Below are 16,768 nucleotides of genomic sequence, written 5' to 3' on the forward strand. Positions count from 1 at the left end.
CCGCGCGACCAGGTTGTCGCTCGGAGACGGGCACAAGCGTGAGTAGGGGTTGGAATGGCGGGCCGGCCGGGCCCTGGCAGCACCGCGGCGCTGCCGGGCTACGGAATCAGGCGCCGAAGCCGCGGCCCGTGGACCACGCGAACACCGCGTAGGCCGCCGAACCCGACAGCTGATGGATTTCGGCTTCCGTGCCACCGAGTTCGCGGATGCGGTCGGCGAAGGTCGACTCGATGATGCCCGAACACGTCGACAGCAGTTCCATCAACGATGCGTCCGCCGCCGGCTGCGCCGACTCGAACTGGTTCGGCAAATGCGCTACTGCTCCCACGACCACTCCTGACCTCAAACTGATATTTCCAGCTATCTAATTTTATCGGCTAAGTACCGGTCGTGACTAGGCCTTTTGCCGTGACACTGACCAGTGTACCTAATGCGTTGTGGTGTGCGTCACATCGACGCGACCGAGATTCAACTTTGATCGCATCGTTATCACCACTGGTCCCACGGCACACTCCAGTCGCCGTTCTGCCACAGCTCCAAAGGCTTGCCGCCGGTGTTCCGCACCTCGACCACGTCGCCGGGTACGGAGAAGTTGTAGAACCACTGCGCGTTGTCGTGGTTCAGGTTCAGACAACCGTGACTGGTGTTGGTGTTGCCCTGGGCCCACACCGTCGCGTCGAGCTGATGCAGGTACACACCATCGGTGCTGACGCGCACGGCGTACGGGATGGTCTCCTTGTACCCGAGGTGGTTGTTGATCGGCAGGCCGTACGTCGACGAATCCATGACCACCGGATTGCTCTTGTCGAGCACGGTGTAAACCCCCGGCTGGGTCCAGAAACTCAGCGTCTTGCCATTGACGGTTTCGGTGCCGCCGCGCCCCATCGAGGTCGGCATGGTCTTCACCAGTGCGCCGCCGTCGTAGACGGTGACCTTCTTGGTCTTGTCATCGGCGATCGACACGTGGGACGCGCCGATGTTGAACGTCGGTCCCCCGGCCACCGACACCACGGTGCCCGGCGCCCAGTATTGCGGCGGGCGCCAGTGCGCGGTGGTGTTGTTCACCCAGTGCCACGACCCGGTCACCGGCGGGTTCGCGGTCACCGCCAGATCCCGCGCGGCGGCGGCCTCATCGACCGGAGCGGCGAAGTGCGCGACGATCACCGTGCCGACGCCGTAGGTGGCGCCGTCCCGAATCGGCGCCCCGGAGGTCATCGTGAACGAGACCGGCGGAGGCCCGGGCGGGGGCGCATCGTCGTCTGCGGATGCCACCGCGGTGGGGACGAGAAGAATCGTGGACATTGCCAATACAAACGCGCGTGCCGCCAACATGCGGTCACAGTACCGATGCTCCATTCGCCACCCCCTCTCCGGTGAATCCCTCGTTGTGCCAGCAACATTAGGGACGGGTACTGAGGGCGGCTTAGTCTGCGCCTAAGAATCGGCTGAGTGGCCGAGTAACGCCCGCCACACCGCCACGAGCGCCCGCTCCGCCGTCACAATCCGTTGCCGTCCAAGGCGAACCGCGGGCGTTCACCTAGCATCGTCATCGATGGCGCACAGGCCCGACGACTCCCCTGCGGTCCCGGTCAAGACCGCCGATCTGGTGCTGTCGGGTGGCGGCGTCAAGGCAATCGGCTTGGTCGGGGCCGTCGTCGCTCTGGGCGACGCGGGCTACCGCGTCGGCCGGGTGTCCGGGACGTCGGCCGGCTCCCTCGTGGGGGCCGTCATCGCTGCCGCGAACCGTCGTCAGCCGGCCGGGTGCCAACTCACCGGTGCCCAACTCCGGGAATTGGCGATGTCTCTGCCCTATCGCAAATTCCTGGATCCCGTTGGCACCAGCCGAATCCCGGTGCTCGGCAAGTACTGGACGGCGTTCCGTGGCCAGGGGATGTACCGCGGCGACGCCATTCACGACTGGGTCGACGGCGAGCTGCGCAATCTGGGGGTGCGGACCTTCGGCGATCTGGCGCTCAACGACCGCGAGCTGCCGCAGGAGCAGCGCTACCGCCTGGTCGTCACGGTCGCCGACATCACCCGCGGCACGCTGGTCCGGCTGCCGTGGGACTACCGCCGGATGTACGGCCTCGACCCCGACGAACAGTCCGTCGCGGACGCTGTCAGCGCGTCCATGGCCATCCCGTTCTTCTTCCGGCCGGTGACGATCACGAGCGCCGCGGGGACGACCTCGACGCTGATCGACGGCGGGCTGCTGTCGAACTTCCCGATGTACTCGCTGGATCGCACCGACGGCAAGGTCCCCCGCTGGCCCAGCTTCGGCATCACTGTGACGGCACAGCGACCCGCCCAGGGTGACGGCGACCCGAGCCCGGGTCTGGCACCGGTGATCGATCTGCCCGGAGCCCCGCATCTCCTGGAGAACCTCATCAACACCGCATTGCTCGGTCACGACCAGACTTATCTCCGGCAGCCATCCGTCGCGGCGCGCACGATAGTGGTCGACGCCGCCGGCATCGGATACCTGAATTTCGACATTTCCCAGGCCGACCGGAAGCGGCTATATGACAACGGCTACTCCGCCGCAAACGAATTCCTGAATACCTGGGACTGGCCCGCTTACCTACATCGATTTCACGCCGGTTCGGCGTGAATTCACTGCCATCTCAATAGCGTGGGCGCGGCACTCCGTCGGCGCCGATGTTCAAACCGGGGCACAGATGCACCATCGCCATATCCATCACGAAAGTCGCGGAGGCCTTGTTCACCTTCAGGGACTTGGAGATGTCGTTGACGGCGTCGCCGGTCGGCTGACCGGCGTACACGAACATATTGCAGGTCAGGCGCCCGGTTTTGAGCAGATCGGCATCGCTGCTCTGCATGCGGCCGTGCAGTTCGGTGAGATAGGCGAGCTCCGCTGCGTTGGCGGCGGCATTCGTCGGCACGCAGTCGAGCGGGTTGCCCCGTTCGGCGCAGGCCGCCATCTGGCCCGTTCCGACGTCAGCCGATGCGGGGGCAGAAAGGCCTGACGCAGCCACCGCCAGAGCCGCCAACAACTGACCGGTGATCACGCGCGCAGTCATCGCAACGACACCTCCCGCCGCCATATAAGACGCTTCCGTCAATTAATGCCGGGCACCGCCCCCGCAGTGTCCGTAACGGAATAATAAAGATTGTTCGGGCATTGCGATAACCGAACGGGAAATGAAGCTTTAACGACCTATAGCCGTAATACCGGCGAAACGGTCAGACGGCGCTTCCGGCCACTTTTTGTTCGGCGACCTGCGGCACCATTCCGGCGGCGACCAGACCGAGCTCTCCCGACGGGTCCAGCGCATCGGGCCACGGCCCGGCGAGGGCGTCGAACTCCACCTGATGACGGCCCACCGCCCGCTCCACCGCGCGCAGCGACACGCTGCAGTCACGGGCCCTGCGGCCACACGCGCACTGCTGACCGGGATGCTCGGCGCAGCCGGCCACATAACGGTCGACCGCGGCACGAAGCGTCGGATGCACGGGACGGGCCAAAGCGATGCTGCGCACCTGGCCGCGGCGCCCGATCCAGCTGGCCACCACGTCTTCACCCATGTCGTCGAGAGCCTGGACGTACGCCTCCAACTCGGCGCGCGGCGAGGGGTCGCCGGCGGCGGCCGGGCCGACGATCTCGATCACGGCGTGGCCCTGCCAGTCGACCGGCCGGAACCGCAACGTCCGCCGGCCGGAACGCACGATCTGACCGCCCGCGCTCACCATCGCGCCGTCCGGTTGGGCCGTGTCGAACAACCACCGCATTCCGATGAGCAATTCGGGGAGATGCCGGGTGACGACGCGCTCCGGTCGCTTCGAACCGAGCCCCTGACGCACCTCGGCCCGACTATGTCGCCGCGAGCCGCGCAGCCCGCTCGAATCGATCGTCATAGCAGCCTCCCAGCAAATTCCTCTTGTCCGCCGAAGAACGACGTCCGTTCCCATTAGAGCATGGCCACAGGCGGCCCGACGATACGTCAAACGACTGACATTGCGCGGTTCTCGCTAACCCAATGCGCCAAACCACGGGTAACGACTGGACCACCTGCCCCAGGGGAAACGTGTGTTACATATCGGCATTTAACTGCCATTTTTGGGATACCCGCCCGCGAAAGCACCTGGCCACCGAAAGTTTGGCGGGCCACGGCACACGCGCGCCCAGCTAATAGTCCAATAAGGTACATACCTAGGGTATGTTTACCCTTCCCCATCGGCACGCAGCTTCCCCGCCATCGATATTTACGTTGTCGGCAAACCATCCCGGGAATTCGGTCGGTAACGGCATCCTGGCGCGTCACACACCAGCCGCCCCGGGTGCGTTCGCGTGTTAGCAGAGCCATTCCGCGAGGCAGATGCAAGACTCACGACGTGTACCCGAACCGCTCGCGCCGTAATTTCCTGGCACTGGCCGTCGGTGCGGCCGGTGCCGCGATGGTCGCCGCATGCTCCAAGCCGCCGGCCTCGGGCACCGTCGCCGGCGACGGGTCGGTGACGATCAATCACGCGTTCGGATCCACCCGCATTCCGGCGCCGCCGAAGAGTGTCGTGTGCGCGGGCCTCACCGGGCAGGACGACCTGCTGGCCGTCGGCGTCGTCCCGATCGCGGTGACCGAGTGGTTCGGGAATCAGCCATTCGCCGTGTGGCCGTGGGCGCAGCCCGCGCTCGGCCCGGCCCAGCCGGTCGTCCTGAACCTCAACGACGGCATCCAGGTGGACAAGATCTCCGCGCTGAAGCCCGACCTCATCATCGCCACCAACGCGGGACTGGACGCCGACACCTACAAGAAGCTCTCGGCGGTCGCCCCGACGATCGCCCAGTCCGGCCAGGACGCCTTCTTCGAGCCCTGGAAAGAACAGGCCACCGTCATCGGGCAGGCCGTCTTCAAGGCCGACGACATGAAGCGACTCATCGACGGCGTCGATGCGAAGTTCGCCGGCGCAGGGCAGGCCAACCCGCGGCTCGGTGGCCGAAAGATGTTGATCGTCAACGGTCTTCCGACTGCGGACGGCGTCGAGATCACACCGGCGGGCTGGCGCACCGACTTCCTCACCGAGATGGGCATCGCCCTGCCGGGCGGACTCGACTCGTTCACCAAGGGGCAACACGCCTTCGTGCCCCGCGACCAGATCGCCACGGCGTTCCGCGACGCCGACGTGCTGATCTGGACGCTCGACGCCGACGAACAGCGGCCCGCGGTGCTGGCCGACCCGACCATCGCACAACTGAGCCAGGCCAAGTCCAACCGGATCGTCTTCCCCAACAAGGATTTGTCCGCGGCCATCACATTCGCCTCGGTGCTGTCCTACCCCGCCGTGGCCGATCAGCTGCCACCCCTGCTGACCGCCGCGCTGGCCTGAGGTTGCACTCGCAGCTCTGCCTGCCAAGATGTTCGACGTGACCGTCGCCGAGCGCCCCGACCAGCACGCCCGCTTCGCGCAGGTCGGATCGGCCTACTATCCGATCCTGATCGCGGTGTTCACGGCCCTGGTGATCATTTCGAACGTCACCGCCACCAAGGGCGTGGCCTTCGGGCCGATCATCACCGACGGCGGCTTCATCGTCTTTCCGCTCACCTACATCATCGGTGACGTGCTGTCCGAGGTGTACGGCTTCAAGGCCGCGCGGCGGGCGATCTATCTCGGCTTCGCCATGAATATCCTTGCCGCCCTGACCTTCTGGGCGACGATCTACCTGCCGGCCGCGGACTTCTACCCGAACCAGGCGCACTTCGAGAACGTCGTGCACTCCTACACGCAGCTGATCATCGCCGGGCTCGCCGGCTTCATCGTCGGGCAGACGATCAATGCGTGGGTCGTGGTGGCCATCAAGGAACGCACCAAGGAGAAGCACCTGTGGGCTCGCCTGGTCGGCTCGACGTTCGCCGGGCAGCTCGGTGACACGCTGGTGTTCTGCGCCATCGCCGCCAACGCCATCGGCATCAGCACCCTCCACGACTTCGTCGTCTACACCGGCCAGGGCTGGCTGTACAAGACCGCCGTCGAGGTGATCTTCCTGCCGGTGACGTACCGGGTGATCAGCTACATCAAGCGGCACGAACCAACGTACGAATTTGCTGTCTGAGCGGTTGTTAAGGCTCTTCTGGCGAGTGCGTAAGGACGCGTTAATTACCGGCTACTCGCGGGTAGGTTGGAGTGATGACCGTCACAGTGGACAAAGTTGACATGACGATGCTCGGCACCGTCCGCGACTATGGCGACCAGGCGCTGCTCCTGGAATTCAACAGCACCGCCGAGGTCCTGGCGTGGACCGACACGCTGCGCACGGCGGGTTTGCCCGGCGTGCTCGACATCGTGCCGGCGTCGCGGACCATCCTGATCAAGCTCGCCGCACCGCGATATCAGATTCCCACCGCACAGCGGCTGTCCAAGCTCCGCCTCGGCGAAATCGACAACACCGAGGCCAGCGCCCCGCAGCAGGCCGACGTGACCATCGACGTCGTGTACGACGGCACCGATCTCGACGAGGTCGCCAAGCTGACCGGGCTGACCTCCGACGAGGTGATCGCCGCCCATACCGGGTCGCTGTGGCGCGTCGCATTCGGCGGTTTCACGCCGGGCTTCGCCTATCTGGTCGGTGGCGACGAGCGACTCCAGGTGCCGCGCCGCAGCGAGCCGCGCACGCGCGTGCCGGCGGGCTCGGTGGCCCTCGCCGGTGAGTTCGGCGGCGTCTACCCGCGCGAGACCCCGGGCGGCTGGCAGTTGATCGGCCGTACCGACGCCACGTTGTGGGACCTCGAACGGGAGCAGCCGGCGTTGCTGATTCCGGGCATGCACGTGCAGTTCCGGGCAATCGGTTAGGAGCGCGACCATGACCGCAACACTCGAAATCCTCAAGACCGGCCCGCTCGCGCTCGTCGAGGACCTGGGCCGGCCCGGCCTGGCCCACATGGGCGTCAGCCGCTCGGGCGCGGCCGATCGCCGCTCACACACGCTGGCCAACCGGCTGGTGGCCAACCCCAACGACCGCGCCACCATCGAGGTGACGTTCGGTGGCTTTTCTGCCCGGGTCCATGGCGGCGGGAAAGAGGGCGTGGCGGTGGCCGTCACCGGCGCCGACGCCGATCCCTCCGCGAACGGAATCCCGTTCGGCACCAACAGCATCCACTACGCGCACGACGGCGAGGTGATCTCCCTGGGTGCGCCCCACACCGGTCTGCGCAGTTACGTCGCGGTCCGCGGCGGCTTCGTCGTCGACCCGGTGCTCGGCTCCCGCAGCTACGACGTGATGTCCGCGATCGGCCCGCGGCCGCTGCAGGTCGGCGACATGCTGACCATCGGTGCGCACACCGCGGAGTTCCCGGAGCTGGATCAGGCGCCCGTGGCGGCCATCGCCGAGGACCTGCTGGAGCTGCTGGTGGTGCCCGGCCCGCGTGATGACTGGTTCGTCGACCCCGACGCCCTGGTGCACACGGAGTGGATCGTCACCGATCGCAGCGACCGCGTCGGCATGCGGCTGAACGGCCGGCCCCTGCAGCACCGCTGGCCGGACCGCCAGCTGCCCAGCGAGGGCGCGACACGGGGCGCAATTCAGGTGCCGCCCAACGGTTTACCGGTGATCCTCGGCCCCGACCATCCGGTCACCGGCGGGTACCCGGTGATCGGTGTCGTCGCCGACCACGACATCGACAAAGTGGGGCAGATCCGGCCCGGTCAGCACGTGCGCATGCACTGGTCCAGGCCGCGTCATCCGTTTGGCGCCTGAACCCGCACAGGCACCAGCGCAGGCTGCGCAATCCTGGTAGAACGAGGGGGTGCACCCCACGGATCTCTCCCGCGTCCACAACGTTCACACGGCGCGACTGGTCCACACCGCTGATCTGGATGCCGAGACCCGGGAGGGCGCCCGGCAGATGGTCATCGACGCCTACGACGGCGATTTCTCGGATGCCGACTGGGAGCACTCACTGGGCGGCATGCATGCGCTGGTCTGCCGCCACGGCGCGATCATCGCGCACGGTGCGGTCGTCCAACGCCGGCTGATGTACCGCAACACCGCGCTGCGGTGCGGCTACGTCGAAGCCGTTGCGGTCCGCGAGGACTGGCGGGGCCAGGGCCTGGCCACGGCGGTGCTCGACGCCGTCGAGCAGGTGATCCGCGGCGCCTACGAGATCGGGGCGCTCAGTTCCTCGGATGCGGGACGGCCGATCTACACCGCACGCGGCTGGCTGCCGTGGCGGGGCACGACGTCCGTGCTGGCGCCCGCCGGCGTCAATCGCACGCCCGAAGACGACCATTCGCTGTTCGTGCTGCCGGTCTCGGTTGAGGTCGACACCACCGCCGACATCACGTGTGACTGGCGCGAAGGCGACGTCTGGTGAGGTCTTGTGAGGTTTCTGCCCACAAAAGCCCAGTTCAGCACCGCGTGTGACATAAACGTCACCGTTTCCGGGGCGGCGACACCGCTGAGCAATGGCCGGGTAACCAGCCGGAAACACGTTGTCCCTTCACTGAACGCATGAGTGATCCCGAACGGGCCCCGCTCACCGGATTTCGGGTGGCGGTGACCTCCGCACGACGTGCCGATGAGCTGTGCACCCTGCTGCGCCGCCGCGGCGCGACGGTGATCGCCGCCCCCGCCATCTCGATGGTCCCGCTGCCCGACGACGACGAGCTCCGCACCAACACCCAGGCGCTGCTCGAAGTGCCGCCCGACGTCCTGATCGCCACGACCGGCATCGGCTTCCGCGGCTGGATGTCCGCCGCCGACGACTGGGGCGTGTCAGGCGAACTGACCGATGCCCTCAGCCGCGCCCGGATCGTCTCCCGCGGCCCCAAGGCCACCGGTGCGCTGCGGGCGGCAGGCCTGCCCGAGGAGTGGTCACCCGATTCCGAGTCGTCCCGCGAGGTGCTGGGCTACCTGCTGCAGGGCGGTATCGCCGGCATGCGGATCGCCGTGCAGCTGCACGGCGCCACCGATGAGTGGGACCCGTTCCCCGAGTTCCTCGATGAGCTACGCCGCGCCGGCGCCGACGTCGTCCCGATCCGGGTGTACCGGTGGCAGCCGGTGCCGTCCGGCGGTGCATTCGACTCGCTGGTCAGCGATATCGCCGAGCGCCGGCTCGACGCCGTCAGCTTCACCTCGGCGCCCGCGGTGGCGGCGACCCTGATGCGCGCGACCGAGCTCGGCATCAATGATCAAGTGCTGGACGCGTTTCGGGGCCCGGTGCACGCCATGTGCGTCGGGCCGGTGACGGCGCGGCCGCTGGCCCGGCTCGGGGTGCCGACGTCCGCCCCCGAGCGCATGCGCCTGGGTGCGCTCGCGCGCCACATCGCCGATGAGCTCCCCGTGCTGCAGACCCGAAAGCTGCGGGCCGCCGGACACGATCTCGAGATCCGTGGTACCTGCGTCGTGGTCGACGGGGTGGTCAAGGACCTCTCGCCGGCCGGGATGTCCATCGTGCGGGCGCTGGCGCTGCGGCCCGGTGCGGTGGTGTCACGGCAGGAACTGCTGGCCGCGTTGCCGGGCAGCGGGTCGGACACCCATGCCGTCGAGACCGCGGTGCTGCGGCTACGAACCACGTTGGGCGACAAGGAGATCGTCGCGACCGTGGTGAAGCGTGGCTACCGGCTGGCGGTCGATGACTACTCGGTAGGTGCACGATGAACCCCGTCCTGGTCGCCCACGGCACCCGCAAGGGCTCGGGTGTCGCGATGATCGGCGAGCTGGCCGAGCAGGTCAGCGGACTGCTGGACCGTCGCGTGCACACCGCGTTCGTCGACGTCCTCGGGCCCACACCGGCCGAGGTGCTGTCGACGCTGCCGCCCGGACCCGCCGTCGTCGTCCCGGCCTTCTTGTCGTCGGGCTACCACGTCCACAAGGACATCCCCGCCGGCATCGCCGAAAGCGGCCACCGGGACGTCACGGTGACGCCGGCCCTCGGGCCCTCGACCGCAATGGTCCGGGTGCTCGCTGACCGACTGATCGAATCGGGCTGGCGCCCATCGGATTCCGTGGTGCTGGCGGCTGCCGGAACCTCGGACCCGCGTGCAGCCGGTGACCTGCGCCGGACGTGCGCCATGCTGTCGGCGACGCTGGGCAGCCGCGTCGAGCTCGCATTCGCGATCAGTGGCACGCACTGGGTGGGCGACGTGGTGGCCCGGCTGCGGAAGCACGGCGCCGAACGCGTCGCCGTCGCGTCGTACCTCTTGGCCGACGGCCTCTTCCAGGACCGGCTGTACACGTGCGGAGCCGACGTGGTGACCGACCCGTTGGGCCGGCACCCGGGCGTCGCCAAGCTGGTGGCACACCGGTTCCGGACGGCCCGGTTGTCGCTGGCCGCCTAGGTTTTCGGCGGAAACGCAAGGGGTACCGCGCATTTGTGGGGGATATCGCGGCCCATACTGGAGACATGGCCAAGCGGACGGGCAATGACGTAGCGCTGGACACCTACCGGTTTCTCCGTGGCGGCATGGTGGTCATGGCCGTGCTGTTGGGTGCCGCGCTGGCCGTCGAGCGCGCGCACGCCACGTGCTGGCAGACGTCGATCAGCGCCTACTACTTCACCACCGCGCATGCCGTGTTCGTGGGCGTGCTGTTCGCCATCGGCGCCATGCTGATCGTTTACCAGGGCGCCAGCGACACCGAGAACACGCTGCTCAACCTGGCCGGGGTGTTGGCCTTCGTGATCGCCGTCGTCCCCACCACGCGGCCGGTACTGCAGTGCGGCACAGCTGATCCCGTGGCAGTGCAGACGGGGTCGGCCGTACTGTTCAACGCCTGGACGGTCACGGTGGTGCTCGCCGGTTCACGCGCCGCGTCGTGGTTGTTGTTCCGGCCCAAGCGGCCCGGCACCGTGCTGGGTGCCGCCGCGAGGTGGCTGCAGCGCGCGGTGCTCGGGACCGGCGTCGTGGTGCTGATCGTGGCCCCGGACTGGTTCCGGATCAACGCCCACGGCATCGCCGCGGCCGTCATGTTCGGCGCCATCGTGCTGACGGTGTTCAGCTCGGCTTTCGGCACCGCGCCGGCGTGTGGAAGTCGTTACCGTGGCGCGTACCAGACGATCTCACTGTTGATGGCCGCCAGCTTGCTGACCGCGGTGGTGCTGCACCTGAGTCTCGACGGCTTCAATCACGCCGTGCTGATCGCCGAGATCGCGCTGATCATCGAGTTCACGGCGTACTGGGTGTTGCAGACCATCGAGGACAACAGCTGCTCGCGCTGATGCCCAGCGGCAATCAGGCTGCCACGTCGACGCCCAGCGGGCCGATCTCGACCAGACCGGCCCACACCCGGATCGGGTAGACGGGCAGGCGCACCGAGGGATCATCAAGGCAGACACCGTCATCCAGGGCGAAGGCCTGCTTCTTGATGGGGCTCTGCACGCAGACCCGGCCGGCGCGGTCACCGACGAGCCCACGGGACATCACGGCCGCACCGGAGAACGGGTCGATGTTGCCGACGGCGTACAGCGATCCGTCGTGCAGGCGGAACAGCGCGGCCTGCGAGCCGTCGGGCAGCAGCACACCGGCACCGCGGCCGGGCACCAGCCGGTGATACGAGCAGACCGCGGTCCACTCCGAACGGTCCTGGTACTGAGCAACTTCGGAAAGGTCGTTGAGCGTCATCGTGGCCTCCTGATCAACTCTTGGCGGGCGGGACGGTGGGCATGCCGATCGGCACCTTGCGGCCGTTGCGTTCGGTGAACGCGATGGTCGGGTCGGCGACGTCAGGCGCGTTGACGAACGAGACGAACTGGGTCAGCTTGGCCTTGTCCTCCAGCACGCCCTTCCACTCGCAGGAGTAGCCGTCGACGTGCCGTTCCATGGCGGCTTCGAATTCGCTTGCCAGGCCGAGAGAGTCGTTGCACACGACGTCACGGACGTGGTCGAGACCCATCTGGTCGACCCACGGCGCCGTGCGCTGCAGCCGGTCCGCGGTGCGGATGTAGAACATCAGGAACCGATCGATGTAGCGGACCAGGGTCTCATCGTCGAGGTCACCGGCCAGCAGCTGCGCGTGGGCGGGTGTCATGCCGCCGTTGCCGCCGACGTACAGGTTCCAGCCGGTCTCGGTGGCGATGACGCCGACGTCCTTGCCGCGGGCCTCGGCGCACTCCCGGGCGCAGCCGGAGACACCCATCTTGATCTTGTGCGGTGACCGCAGTCCGCGGTAGCGCAGCTCCAGATCGATGGCCATCTGCACCGAATCCTGTTGTCCGTAGCGGCACCAGTCGCTGCCGACGCAGCTCTTGACGGTGCGCAGCGACTTGCCGTACGCCTGCCCGGACTCCATGCCGCCGTCGACGAGGCGCCGCCAGATCTCCGGCAGCTGGTCCACCCGCGCACCGAACATGTCGATCCGCTGGCCACCGGTGATCTTGGTGTAAAGCCCGAAGTCCCTGGCGATCTCACCGATCAGGATCAACTGCTCCGGCGTGATGTCACCACCCGGGACGCGCGGCACCACCGAGTAGCTGCCGTTCTTCTGGATGTTGGCCAGGAAGTGGTCGTTGGAGTCCTGCAGGGCGGCCTGTTCGCCGTCGAGGATGTGACCGCTGCTGGTCGACGCCAGGATCGAGGCGATGGCGGGTTTGCAGATGTCGCAACCCTTTCCGGTGCCGAACTTCTCGATCAGCCCGGAGAACTTCCGGATCTCGGTGGCCGAGATGATCTCGAAGAGCTCGGCCCGCGACTGCGGGAAGTGCTCGCACAGCGCCTTGGACTGCTCGACGCCCTGGGCTTCCAGCAGTTGCTTGAGCAGCGGAACGCAGGAGCCGCAGGAGGTACCGGCCTTGGTGCAGGCCTTCAGGCCGGCGACGTCGCTGCAGCCGCCTTCGATCGCACCGCACAGGTCGCCCTTGGTGACGTTGTTGCACGAGCAGATCTGCGCGGCGTCCGGCAGGGCACCCACACCGAGAGCGCTTGCGCCGTCGCCGGATCCGGCGGGGGCGATGAGCGCCAGCGGGTCACCGGGCAGTGCCTCGCCGACCATCGGGCGCAGCACGCCGTACGCCGACGCATCGCCGACCAGGATGCCACCCAGCAGGGTCTTGGCATCGTCGGACAGCACCAGCTTGGCGTAGGTCTGCTTCACCGGGTCGTTGACCACGACCTGCAGGCAGTCAGGTGTGACGCCCTGCGCGTCACCGAAACTCGCGACGTCGACGCCGAGCAGCTTCAGCTTGGTCGACATGTCGGCCTCGGGGAACTCGGCGGCACCCCCGAGCAGGCGGTCGGCGACCACCTCGGCCGTGGTGTAACCGGGACCGACCAGGCCGTAGCACCGGCCCTCGACCGCGGCCACCTCACCGACGGCGTAGATGTCCGGATCGCTTGTCACGCACGACAAGTCCGTCAGGACGCCGCCGCGCTCGGCCATGTCCAGACCGGCGTCGCGGGCCAGTTCGTCTCGCGGACGTACACCGGCGGCGAAGATGACCAGGCCGGCGTCGATCAGGGTGCCGTCGCTGAGCAGCACGCGCACGCCCTCGTCGAGCGGCTCGATGGCGTCGGTGCCGACATCCAGGTGCACCGAGATGCCCAGCTTGCCGATCATGCGGGCCAGCAGCGCACCGCCGGCGTCGTCGAGCTGCTGGTTCATCGGACGGGGCGCCCGCTCGACGATGTGGGCCTGCATGCCGAACTGGCGCAACGCATTCGCCGCTTCCAGACCGAGCAGACCACCACCGATGACCACGCCGGTGTTGTTGCCGTGTTCGGCCGACCGCTGCATGGCGGCGCGGATGCCGTCCAGGTCGTCCAGGGTGCGGTAGACGAAGCAGCCGTCGAGCTGGTGGCCGGGCACCGGCGGCACGAAAGCGTAAGAGCCCGTGGCGAGGACCAACTTGTCGTACGAGATGCCGCGGCCCGACTCGGTCACCACCGTCTTGGTGGCGCGGTCGATACCGCCGACCTTGTCGGCCAGCACGAGGTCGACCAGGCCGTCGCCGTCATACCCGTTGCCCGGCAACGCCAGCTTCGACCGGTCCCAGTGCTCGGTGTAACCCGTCAGCCCGACGCGGTCGTACGCCGCGTCCGCTTCTTCGGACAGCACGGTGATGCGCCATTGGCCCGCGGTATCCCGCGAGCGCAGCGCCTCGACCAGGCGATGCCCGACCATTCCGTGGCCGACGACCACAAGGTTCTTCGCGTCCATGCCCCAAAAGGTAGGAAGCCGATATTGCGGATTGTGTTGCCGCGTGTGAATCGACCGTCACGCTCTTCTCACAGGCCTCGGCAAACGCCGGTGAAGTGAGTGGCCCCGGTCACAGACCTGGGCTTCCGAGCTACCCGACGCCGGCAGGCGGGGCGGTGGTCGGGGTGGTGTACGGGTTGTAGATCGTGGTCGTGGTGGTCGTCGTCCCGTAACCGGAGGTGCTCGACGGCGTGTAGGTGCTGGTGGACGTCGTCGTGTCATCCGTCGTCGACGTCTCCGACGTGCTTTCCGTCGTCGTCGTCGTTGTGGTCGTGGTGGTGGTCGTCGTCGTGGTGGTCCGGGTCGTCGTCCGCTTGGTGGTGGTCGGATACGTCGTCAAAACCGTAGAGTCACCGACGGGACCGGACGGCTGCTCGGACTCCTCGGAAGTCTGGATCACCTGGTAGATCAGGATGATCAGCAGGATCGCGGCGGCAACGCCTGCGGCCCACCACAACCCGTAGTTCTCCTCGGCGCCGTCGGGCTCGCTCACTGCCACCGCGCCAGAATATCGGCGGCCACCGTACCCAGAGCGCGCTGCAGGAACGGCCCGAAGCTGATGCGGCCGACGCCCAGCGGGCCGAAGGACGCGGGATCGTCGGACTCCGGGATCGCGATGGCGTTGATGGGCAACGGCAGGTCGGCGGCCAGGCGGCGATAGGTGTCGTCATCGTGGCGGCCCACCGGGTACAGGGAATCCGCGCCGGCCGCCGCGCACAGCTTCAACCGCTGCACGGCGCGCTCGTACCGGTCGGCCTCGTCACCGATCTGGCGCAGGAACAGGTCGGTGCGCGCGTTGATCACGACGTGCACCCCGGAAGCGTCTGCCGCCCTGCGCAATTCACCGACCAGGTCGGCGTGCTCCTGCGCGTCGCGGATGCGGCCGCCGTCCTTGTGCACGGTGTCCTCGATGTTCAGACCCACCGCGCCCGCGGCGAGCAGCCCGGAGATGAGGCGGCTCGGGGCCTCGCCGTAACCGGATTCGATGTCGACCGACACCGGCACGTCGACGGCCGCGGTGATCTGGCTGACGCGCGTGGTGAGGTCGTCGAACGACATGCCTTCGCCGTCGGGCTTGCCCACCGAGTCGGCGACGGGGTGGCTACCGACCGTCAGCGCGACGAACCCGGCCGACACCGCGAGCTTCGCCGACCAGGCGTCCCACACAGTCGGGAGGACGACCGGATTTCCCGGCTGGTGCAGGGCCAATAGTGCTTCGGCGCGCTGCGCCAGAACCGCGTCGGACATGGTCATACCGTACCGACAGCCACTGCCACGACATGCCGACACCGTCGCGACAAACGTGACCTGTCTCACTTTCATCTCCGGATCTGACTAGCATCCGGTGTCGTACTGTGATTTATGACACCCTTCAGCCCAAGGAGGTCGCCCGATGTCCACCACCACTGAGCTCACCGAACTGCACGAGTTGATCGGCAGTTTGCGCCGGTCCGTCAGCTCGCTGGCCGCCAAATACGGGGACTCCCCCGCCACCCGCCGCATCGCGAATGACGCCGAGCGCCTGGCCGTCGACATCGAGCGGCTGGACATCGACATCGAAGAGCTGGAATTCAGCCGCGGCATCAAGACCCAGCACGCCAAGGAAAAGATCGTGATCCCCGACCACGACTACTCCAGCGAATTCTGGAACGACCACGACGGTGGCGTCGGCGGCTGACCGACTCGGGCACGACGGCCGTCGTGCCCATCACCGCCGTCCTACAACTTCATAGGTAGGCCCTGCCCCCAACCGAAATCGAGGATGCTTTCGTGAGCGCACCCGCCGCCAACCGCCCCGGGACCGGCGTCTTCTCCCCCACGCGTGCGCAGATACCGCAGCGCACCCTGCGGACCGACAACTGGCTCAAATCCCCGATTCTCATCGACCTGGGTTTCGCCGCGTTCGTCATCTACGCGACGGTGCGCGCCTTCCAGCGGGACCACTTCTACGTCGCGGACTACCACTACCTGACGCCGTTCTACTCACCGTGTCTGAGCGTCAAGTGTGGTGCGGCCAGCGAGTTCTGGCCCCAGATTCTGCCGGCCGACGGACCGCTGTCGCTGATTCCCTTCGCGGCGCTGTCCCTGCCGTTCCTGCTGCTGTTCCGGCTGACCTGCTACTACTACCGCGGCGCCTACTACCGCACGGTGTGGCAGTCCCCGACCGCGTGCGCCGTCGCCGAACCGCATGCCAAGTACACCGGTGAGACGCGGTTCCCGCTGATCATCCAGAACACCCACCGGTACTTCTTCTACATCGCGGTCATCATCTCGGTGATCAACACCTACGACGCCATCGTCGCGTTCCACTCACCCAGCGGTTTCGGCTTCGGGCTCGGCAACATCATCCTGCTGGGCAACGTCATCATGCTGTGGGTCTACACGGTGTCCTGCCACTCCTGCCGGCACGTCACCGGCGGCCGGCTCAAGCACTTCTCGAAACACCCTGTGCGCTACTGGATCTGGACGCAGGTCAGCAAGCTCAACACCCGCCACAAGCTGTACGCGTGGATCACCCTCGGCACCCTGATGTTCACCGACTTCTACGTCATGGCGGTGTCCGCCGGGTGGTTCAGCGACCTGCGATTCGTCGGCTGAGTCAAACGTCTTGATTTTCAACGCTATTCA

At 67.2% G+C, this 16,768-nt stretch carries 18 protein-coding genes and 1 pseudogene; 11 read left to right on the top strand and 8 right to left on the bottom strand.

The window, feature by feature from the left end; genetic code table 11:
• Nucleotides 1–106 precede the first annotated feature (106 nt).
• Nucleotides 107–328, bottom strand: a complete 222-nt coding sequence (locus tag VXD91_RS11895; protein WP_346415499.1) for a hypothetical protein — start codon at nucleotides 326–328, stop codon at nucleotides 107–109.
• A 161-nt stretch (nucleotides 329–489) separates the two neighbouring features.
• Nucleotides 490–1,212: pseudogene (locus tag VXD91_RS11900) on the bottom strand (L,D-transpeptidase); the annotation flags it as partial.
• Nucleotides 1,213–1,552: 340 nt separating this feature from the next.
• Between VXD91_RS11900 and VXD91_RS11905 the strand changes: the two are divergent.
• On the top strand, nucleotides 1,553–2,611 hold the full coding sequence (locus VXD91_RS11905; protein ID WP_346415500.1) for a patatin-like phospholipase family protein: 1,059 nt from the start codon (nucleotides 1,553–1,555) through the stop codon (nucleotides 2,609–2,611).
• A 13-nt stretch (nucleotides 2,612–2,624) separates the two neighbouring features.
• Here VXD91_RS11905 and VXD91_RS11910 read toward each other — a convergent pair whose 3' ends face one another.
• Together VXD91_RS11910 and VXD91_RS11915 are read right to left on the bottom strand one after the other, a co-directional pair.
• Nucleotides 2,625–3,041, bottom strand: coding sequence for a DUF732 domain-containing protein (locus VXD91_RS11910; protein ID WP_212808012.1), 417 nt, complete (start codon nucleotides 3,039–3,041; stop codon nucleotides 2,625–2,627).
• Nucleotides 3,042–3,204: 163 nt separating this feature from the next.
• Nucleotides 3,205–3,876: a hypothetical protein gene (locus VXD91_RS11915; protein WP_133425863.1), complete on the bottom strand. Its 672-nt coding sequence runs from the start codon at nucleotides 3,874–3,876 to the stop codon at nucleotides 3,205–3,207.
• Nucleotides 3,877–4,353: 477 nt separating this feature from the next.
• Here VXD91_RS11915 and VXD91_RS11920 point away from each other — a divergent pair, with 477 nt between their 5' ends.
• The 8 genes from VXD91_RS11920 (at nucleotide 4,354) to VXD91_RS11955 (ending at nucleotide 11,168) form a co-directional block, all read left to right on the top strand.
• Nucleotides 4,354–5,343 (top strand): ABC transporter substrate-binding protein, encoded by a 990-nt coding sequence (locus VXD91_RS11920; RefSeq protein ID WP_212808011.1) that lies wholly within the window; start codon nucleotides 4,354–4,356, stop codon nucleotides 5,341–5,343.
• Nucleotides 5,344–5,371: 28 nt separating this feature from the next.
• The gene (locus VXD91_RS11925) at nucleotides 5,372–6,067 is read left to right on the top strand and encodes a queuosine precursor transporter (RefSeq protein WP_133425861.1); all 696 of its coding nucleotides are present in this window, start codon (nucleotides 5,372–5,374) and stop codon (nucleotides 6,065–6,067) included.
• 74 nt (nucleotides 6,068–6,141) lie between these two features.
• Entirely contained in the window at nucleotides 6,142–6,804 is a 663-nt protein-coding gene (locus VXD91_RS11930) for an allophanate hydrolase subunit 1 (RefSeq protein ID WP_212808010.1), read from the top strand.
• A gap of 10 nt (nucleotides 6,805–6,814) precedes the next feature.
• Nucleotides 6,815–7,708, top strand: a complete 894-nt coding sequence (locus VXD91_RS11935) for a 5-oxoprolinase/urea amidolyase family protein (protein WP_133425859.1) — start codon at nucleotides 6,815–6,817, stop codon at nucleotides 7,706–7,708.
• A gap of 49 nt (nucleotides 7,709–7,757) precedes the next feature.
• A complete protein-coding gene (locus VXD91_RS11940) occupies nucleotides 7,758–8,324 on the top strand; it encodes a GNAT family N-acetyltransferase (protein WP_133425858.1) in 567 nt (188 codons plus the stop codon).
• Between the two features lie 137 nt (nucleotides 8,325–8,461).
• Entirely contained in the window at nucleotides 8,462–9,610 is a 1,149-nt protein-coding gene (locus VXD91_RS11945) for a uroporphyrinogen-III synthase (protein WP_133425857.1), read from the top strand.
• A complete protein-coding gene (locus VXD91_RS11950) occupies nucleotides 9,607–10,290 on the top strand; it encodes a sirohydrochlorin chelatase (RefSeq protein WP_133425856.1) in 684 nt (227 codons plus the stop codon). Before VXD91_RS11945 ends, VXD91_RS11950 begins: the two co-directional genes overlap by 4 nt.
• Before the next feature lie 65 nt (nucleotides 10,291–10,355).
• The gene (locus tag VXD91_RS11955; protein WP_212808009.1) at nucleotides 10,356–11,168 is read left to right on the top strand and encodes a hypothetical protein; all 813 of its coding nucleotides are present in this window, start codon (nucleotides 10,356–10,358) and stop codon (nucleotides 11,166–11,168) included.
• A gap of 13 nt (nucleotides 11,169–11,181) precedes the next feature.
• On the opposite strand, the gene nirD is transcribed toward VXD91_RS11955, so the two are convergent.
• The 4 genes from nirD to VXD91_RS11975 form a co-directional block, all read right to left on the bottom strand.
• Nucleotides 11,182–11,571: a nitrite reductase small subunit NirD gene (gene nirD / locus VXD91_RS11960; RefSeq protein ID WP_212808008.1), complete on the bottom strand. Its 390-nt coding sequence runs from the start codon at nucleotides 11,569–11,571 to the stop codon at nucleotides 11,182–11,184.
• 13 nt (nucleotides 11,572–11,584) lie between these two features.
• Nucleotides 11,585–14,101, bottom strand: a complete 2,517-nt coding sequence (nirB, locus tag VXD91_RS11965) for a nitrite reductase large subunit NirB (protein ID WP_212808007.1) — start codon at nucleotides 14,099–14,101, stop codon at nucleotides 11,585–11,587.
• Between the two features lie 130 nt (nucleotides 14,102–14,231).
• Entirely contained in the window at nucleotides 14,232–14,639 is a 408-nt protein-coding gene (locus tag VXD91_RS11970) for a hypothetical protein (RefSeq protein WP_212808006.1), read from the bottom strand.
• A complete protein-coding gene (locus tag VXD91_RS11975; protein ID WP_029105699.1) occupies nucleotides 14,630–15,388 on the bottom strand; it encodes an isocitrate lyase/phosphoenolpyruvate mutase family protein in 759 nt (252 codons plus the stop codon). Before VXD91_RS11975 ends, VXD91_RS11970 begins: the two co-directional genes overlap by 10 nt.
• 145 nt (nucleotides 15,389–15,533) lie before the next feature.
• Between VXD91_RS11975 and VXD91_RS11980 the strand changes: the two genes are divergently transcribed.
• Both VXD91_RS11980 and VXD91_RS11985 read left to right on the top strand, forming a co-directional pair.
• The gene (locus tag VXD91_RS11980) at nucleotides 15,534–15,818 is read left to right on the top strand and encodes a hypothetical protein (protein ID WP_064986061.1); all 285 of its coding nucleotides are present in this window, start codon (nucleotides 15,534–15,536) and stop codon (nucleotides 15,816–15,818) included.
• Nucleotides 15,819–15,910: 92 nt separating this feature from the next.
• The gene (locus tag VXD91_RS11985; protein ID WP_064986059.1) at nucleotides 15,911–16,738 is read left to right on the top strand and encodes a hypothetical protein; all 828 of its coding nucleotides are present in this window, start codon (nucleotides 15,911–15,913) and stop codon (nucleotides 16,736–16,738) included.
• The last annotated feature ends 30 nt before the right edge of the window (nucleotides 16,739–16,768 follow it).

The organism is Mycobacterium sp. SM3041 (assembly GCF_039668335.1).
Lineage (GTDB): Bacteria > Actinomycetota > Actinomycetes > Mycobacteriales > Mycobacteriaceae > Mycobacterium.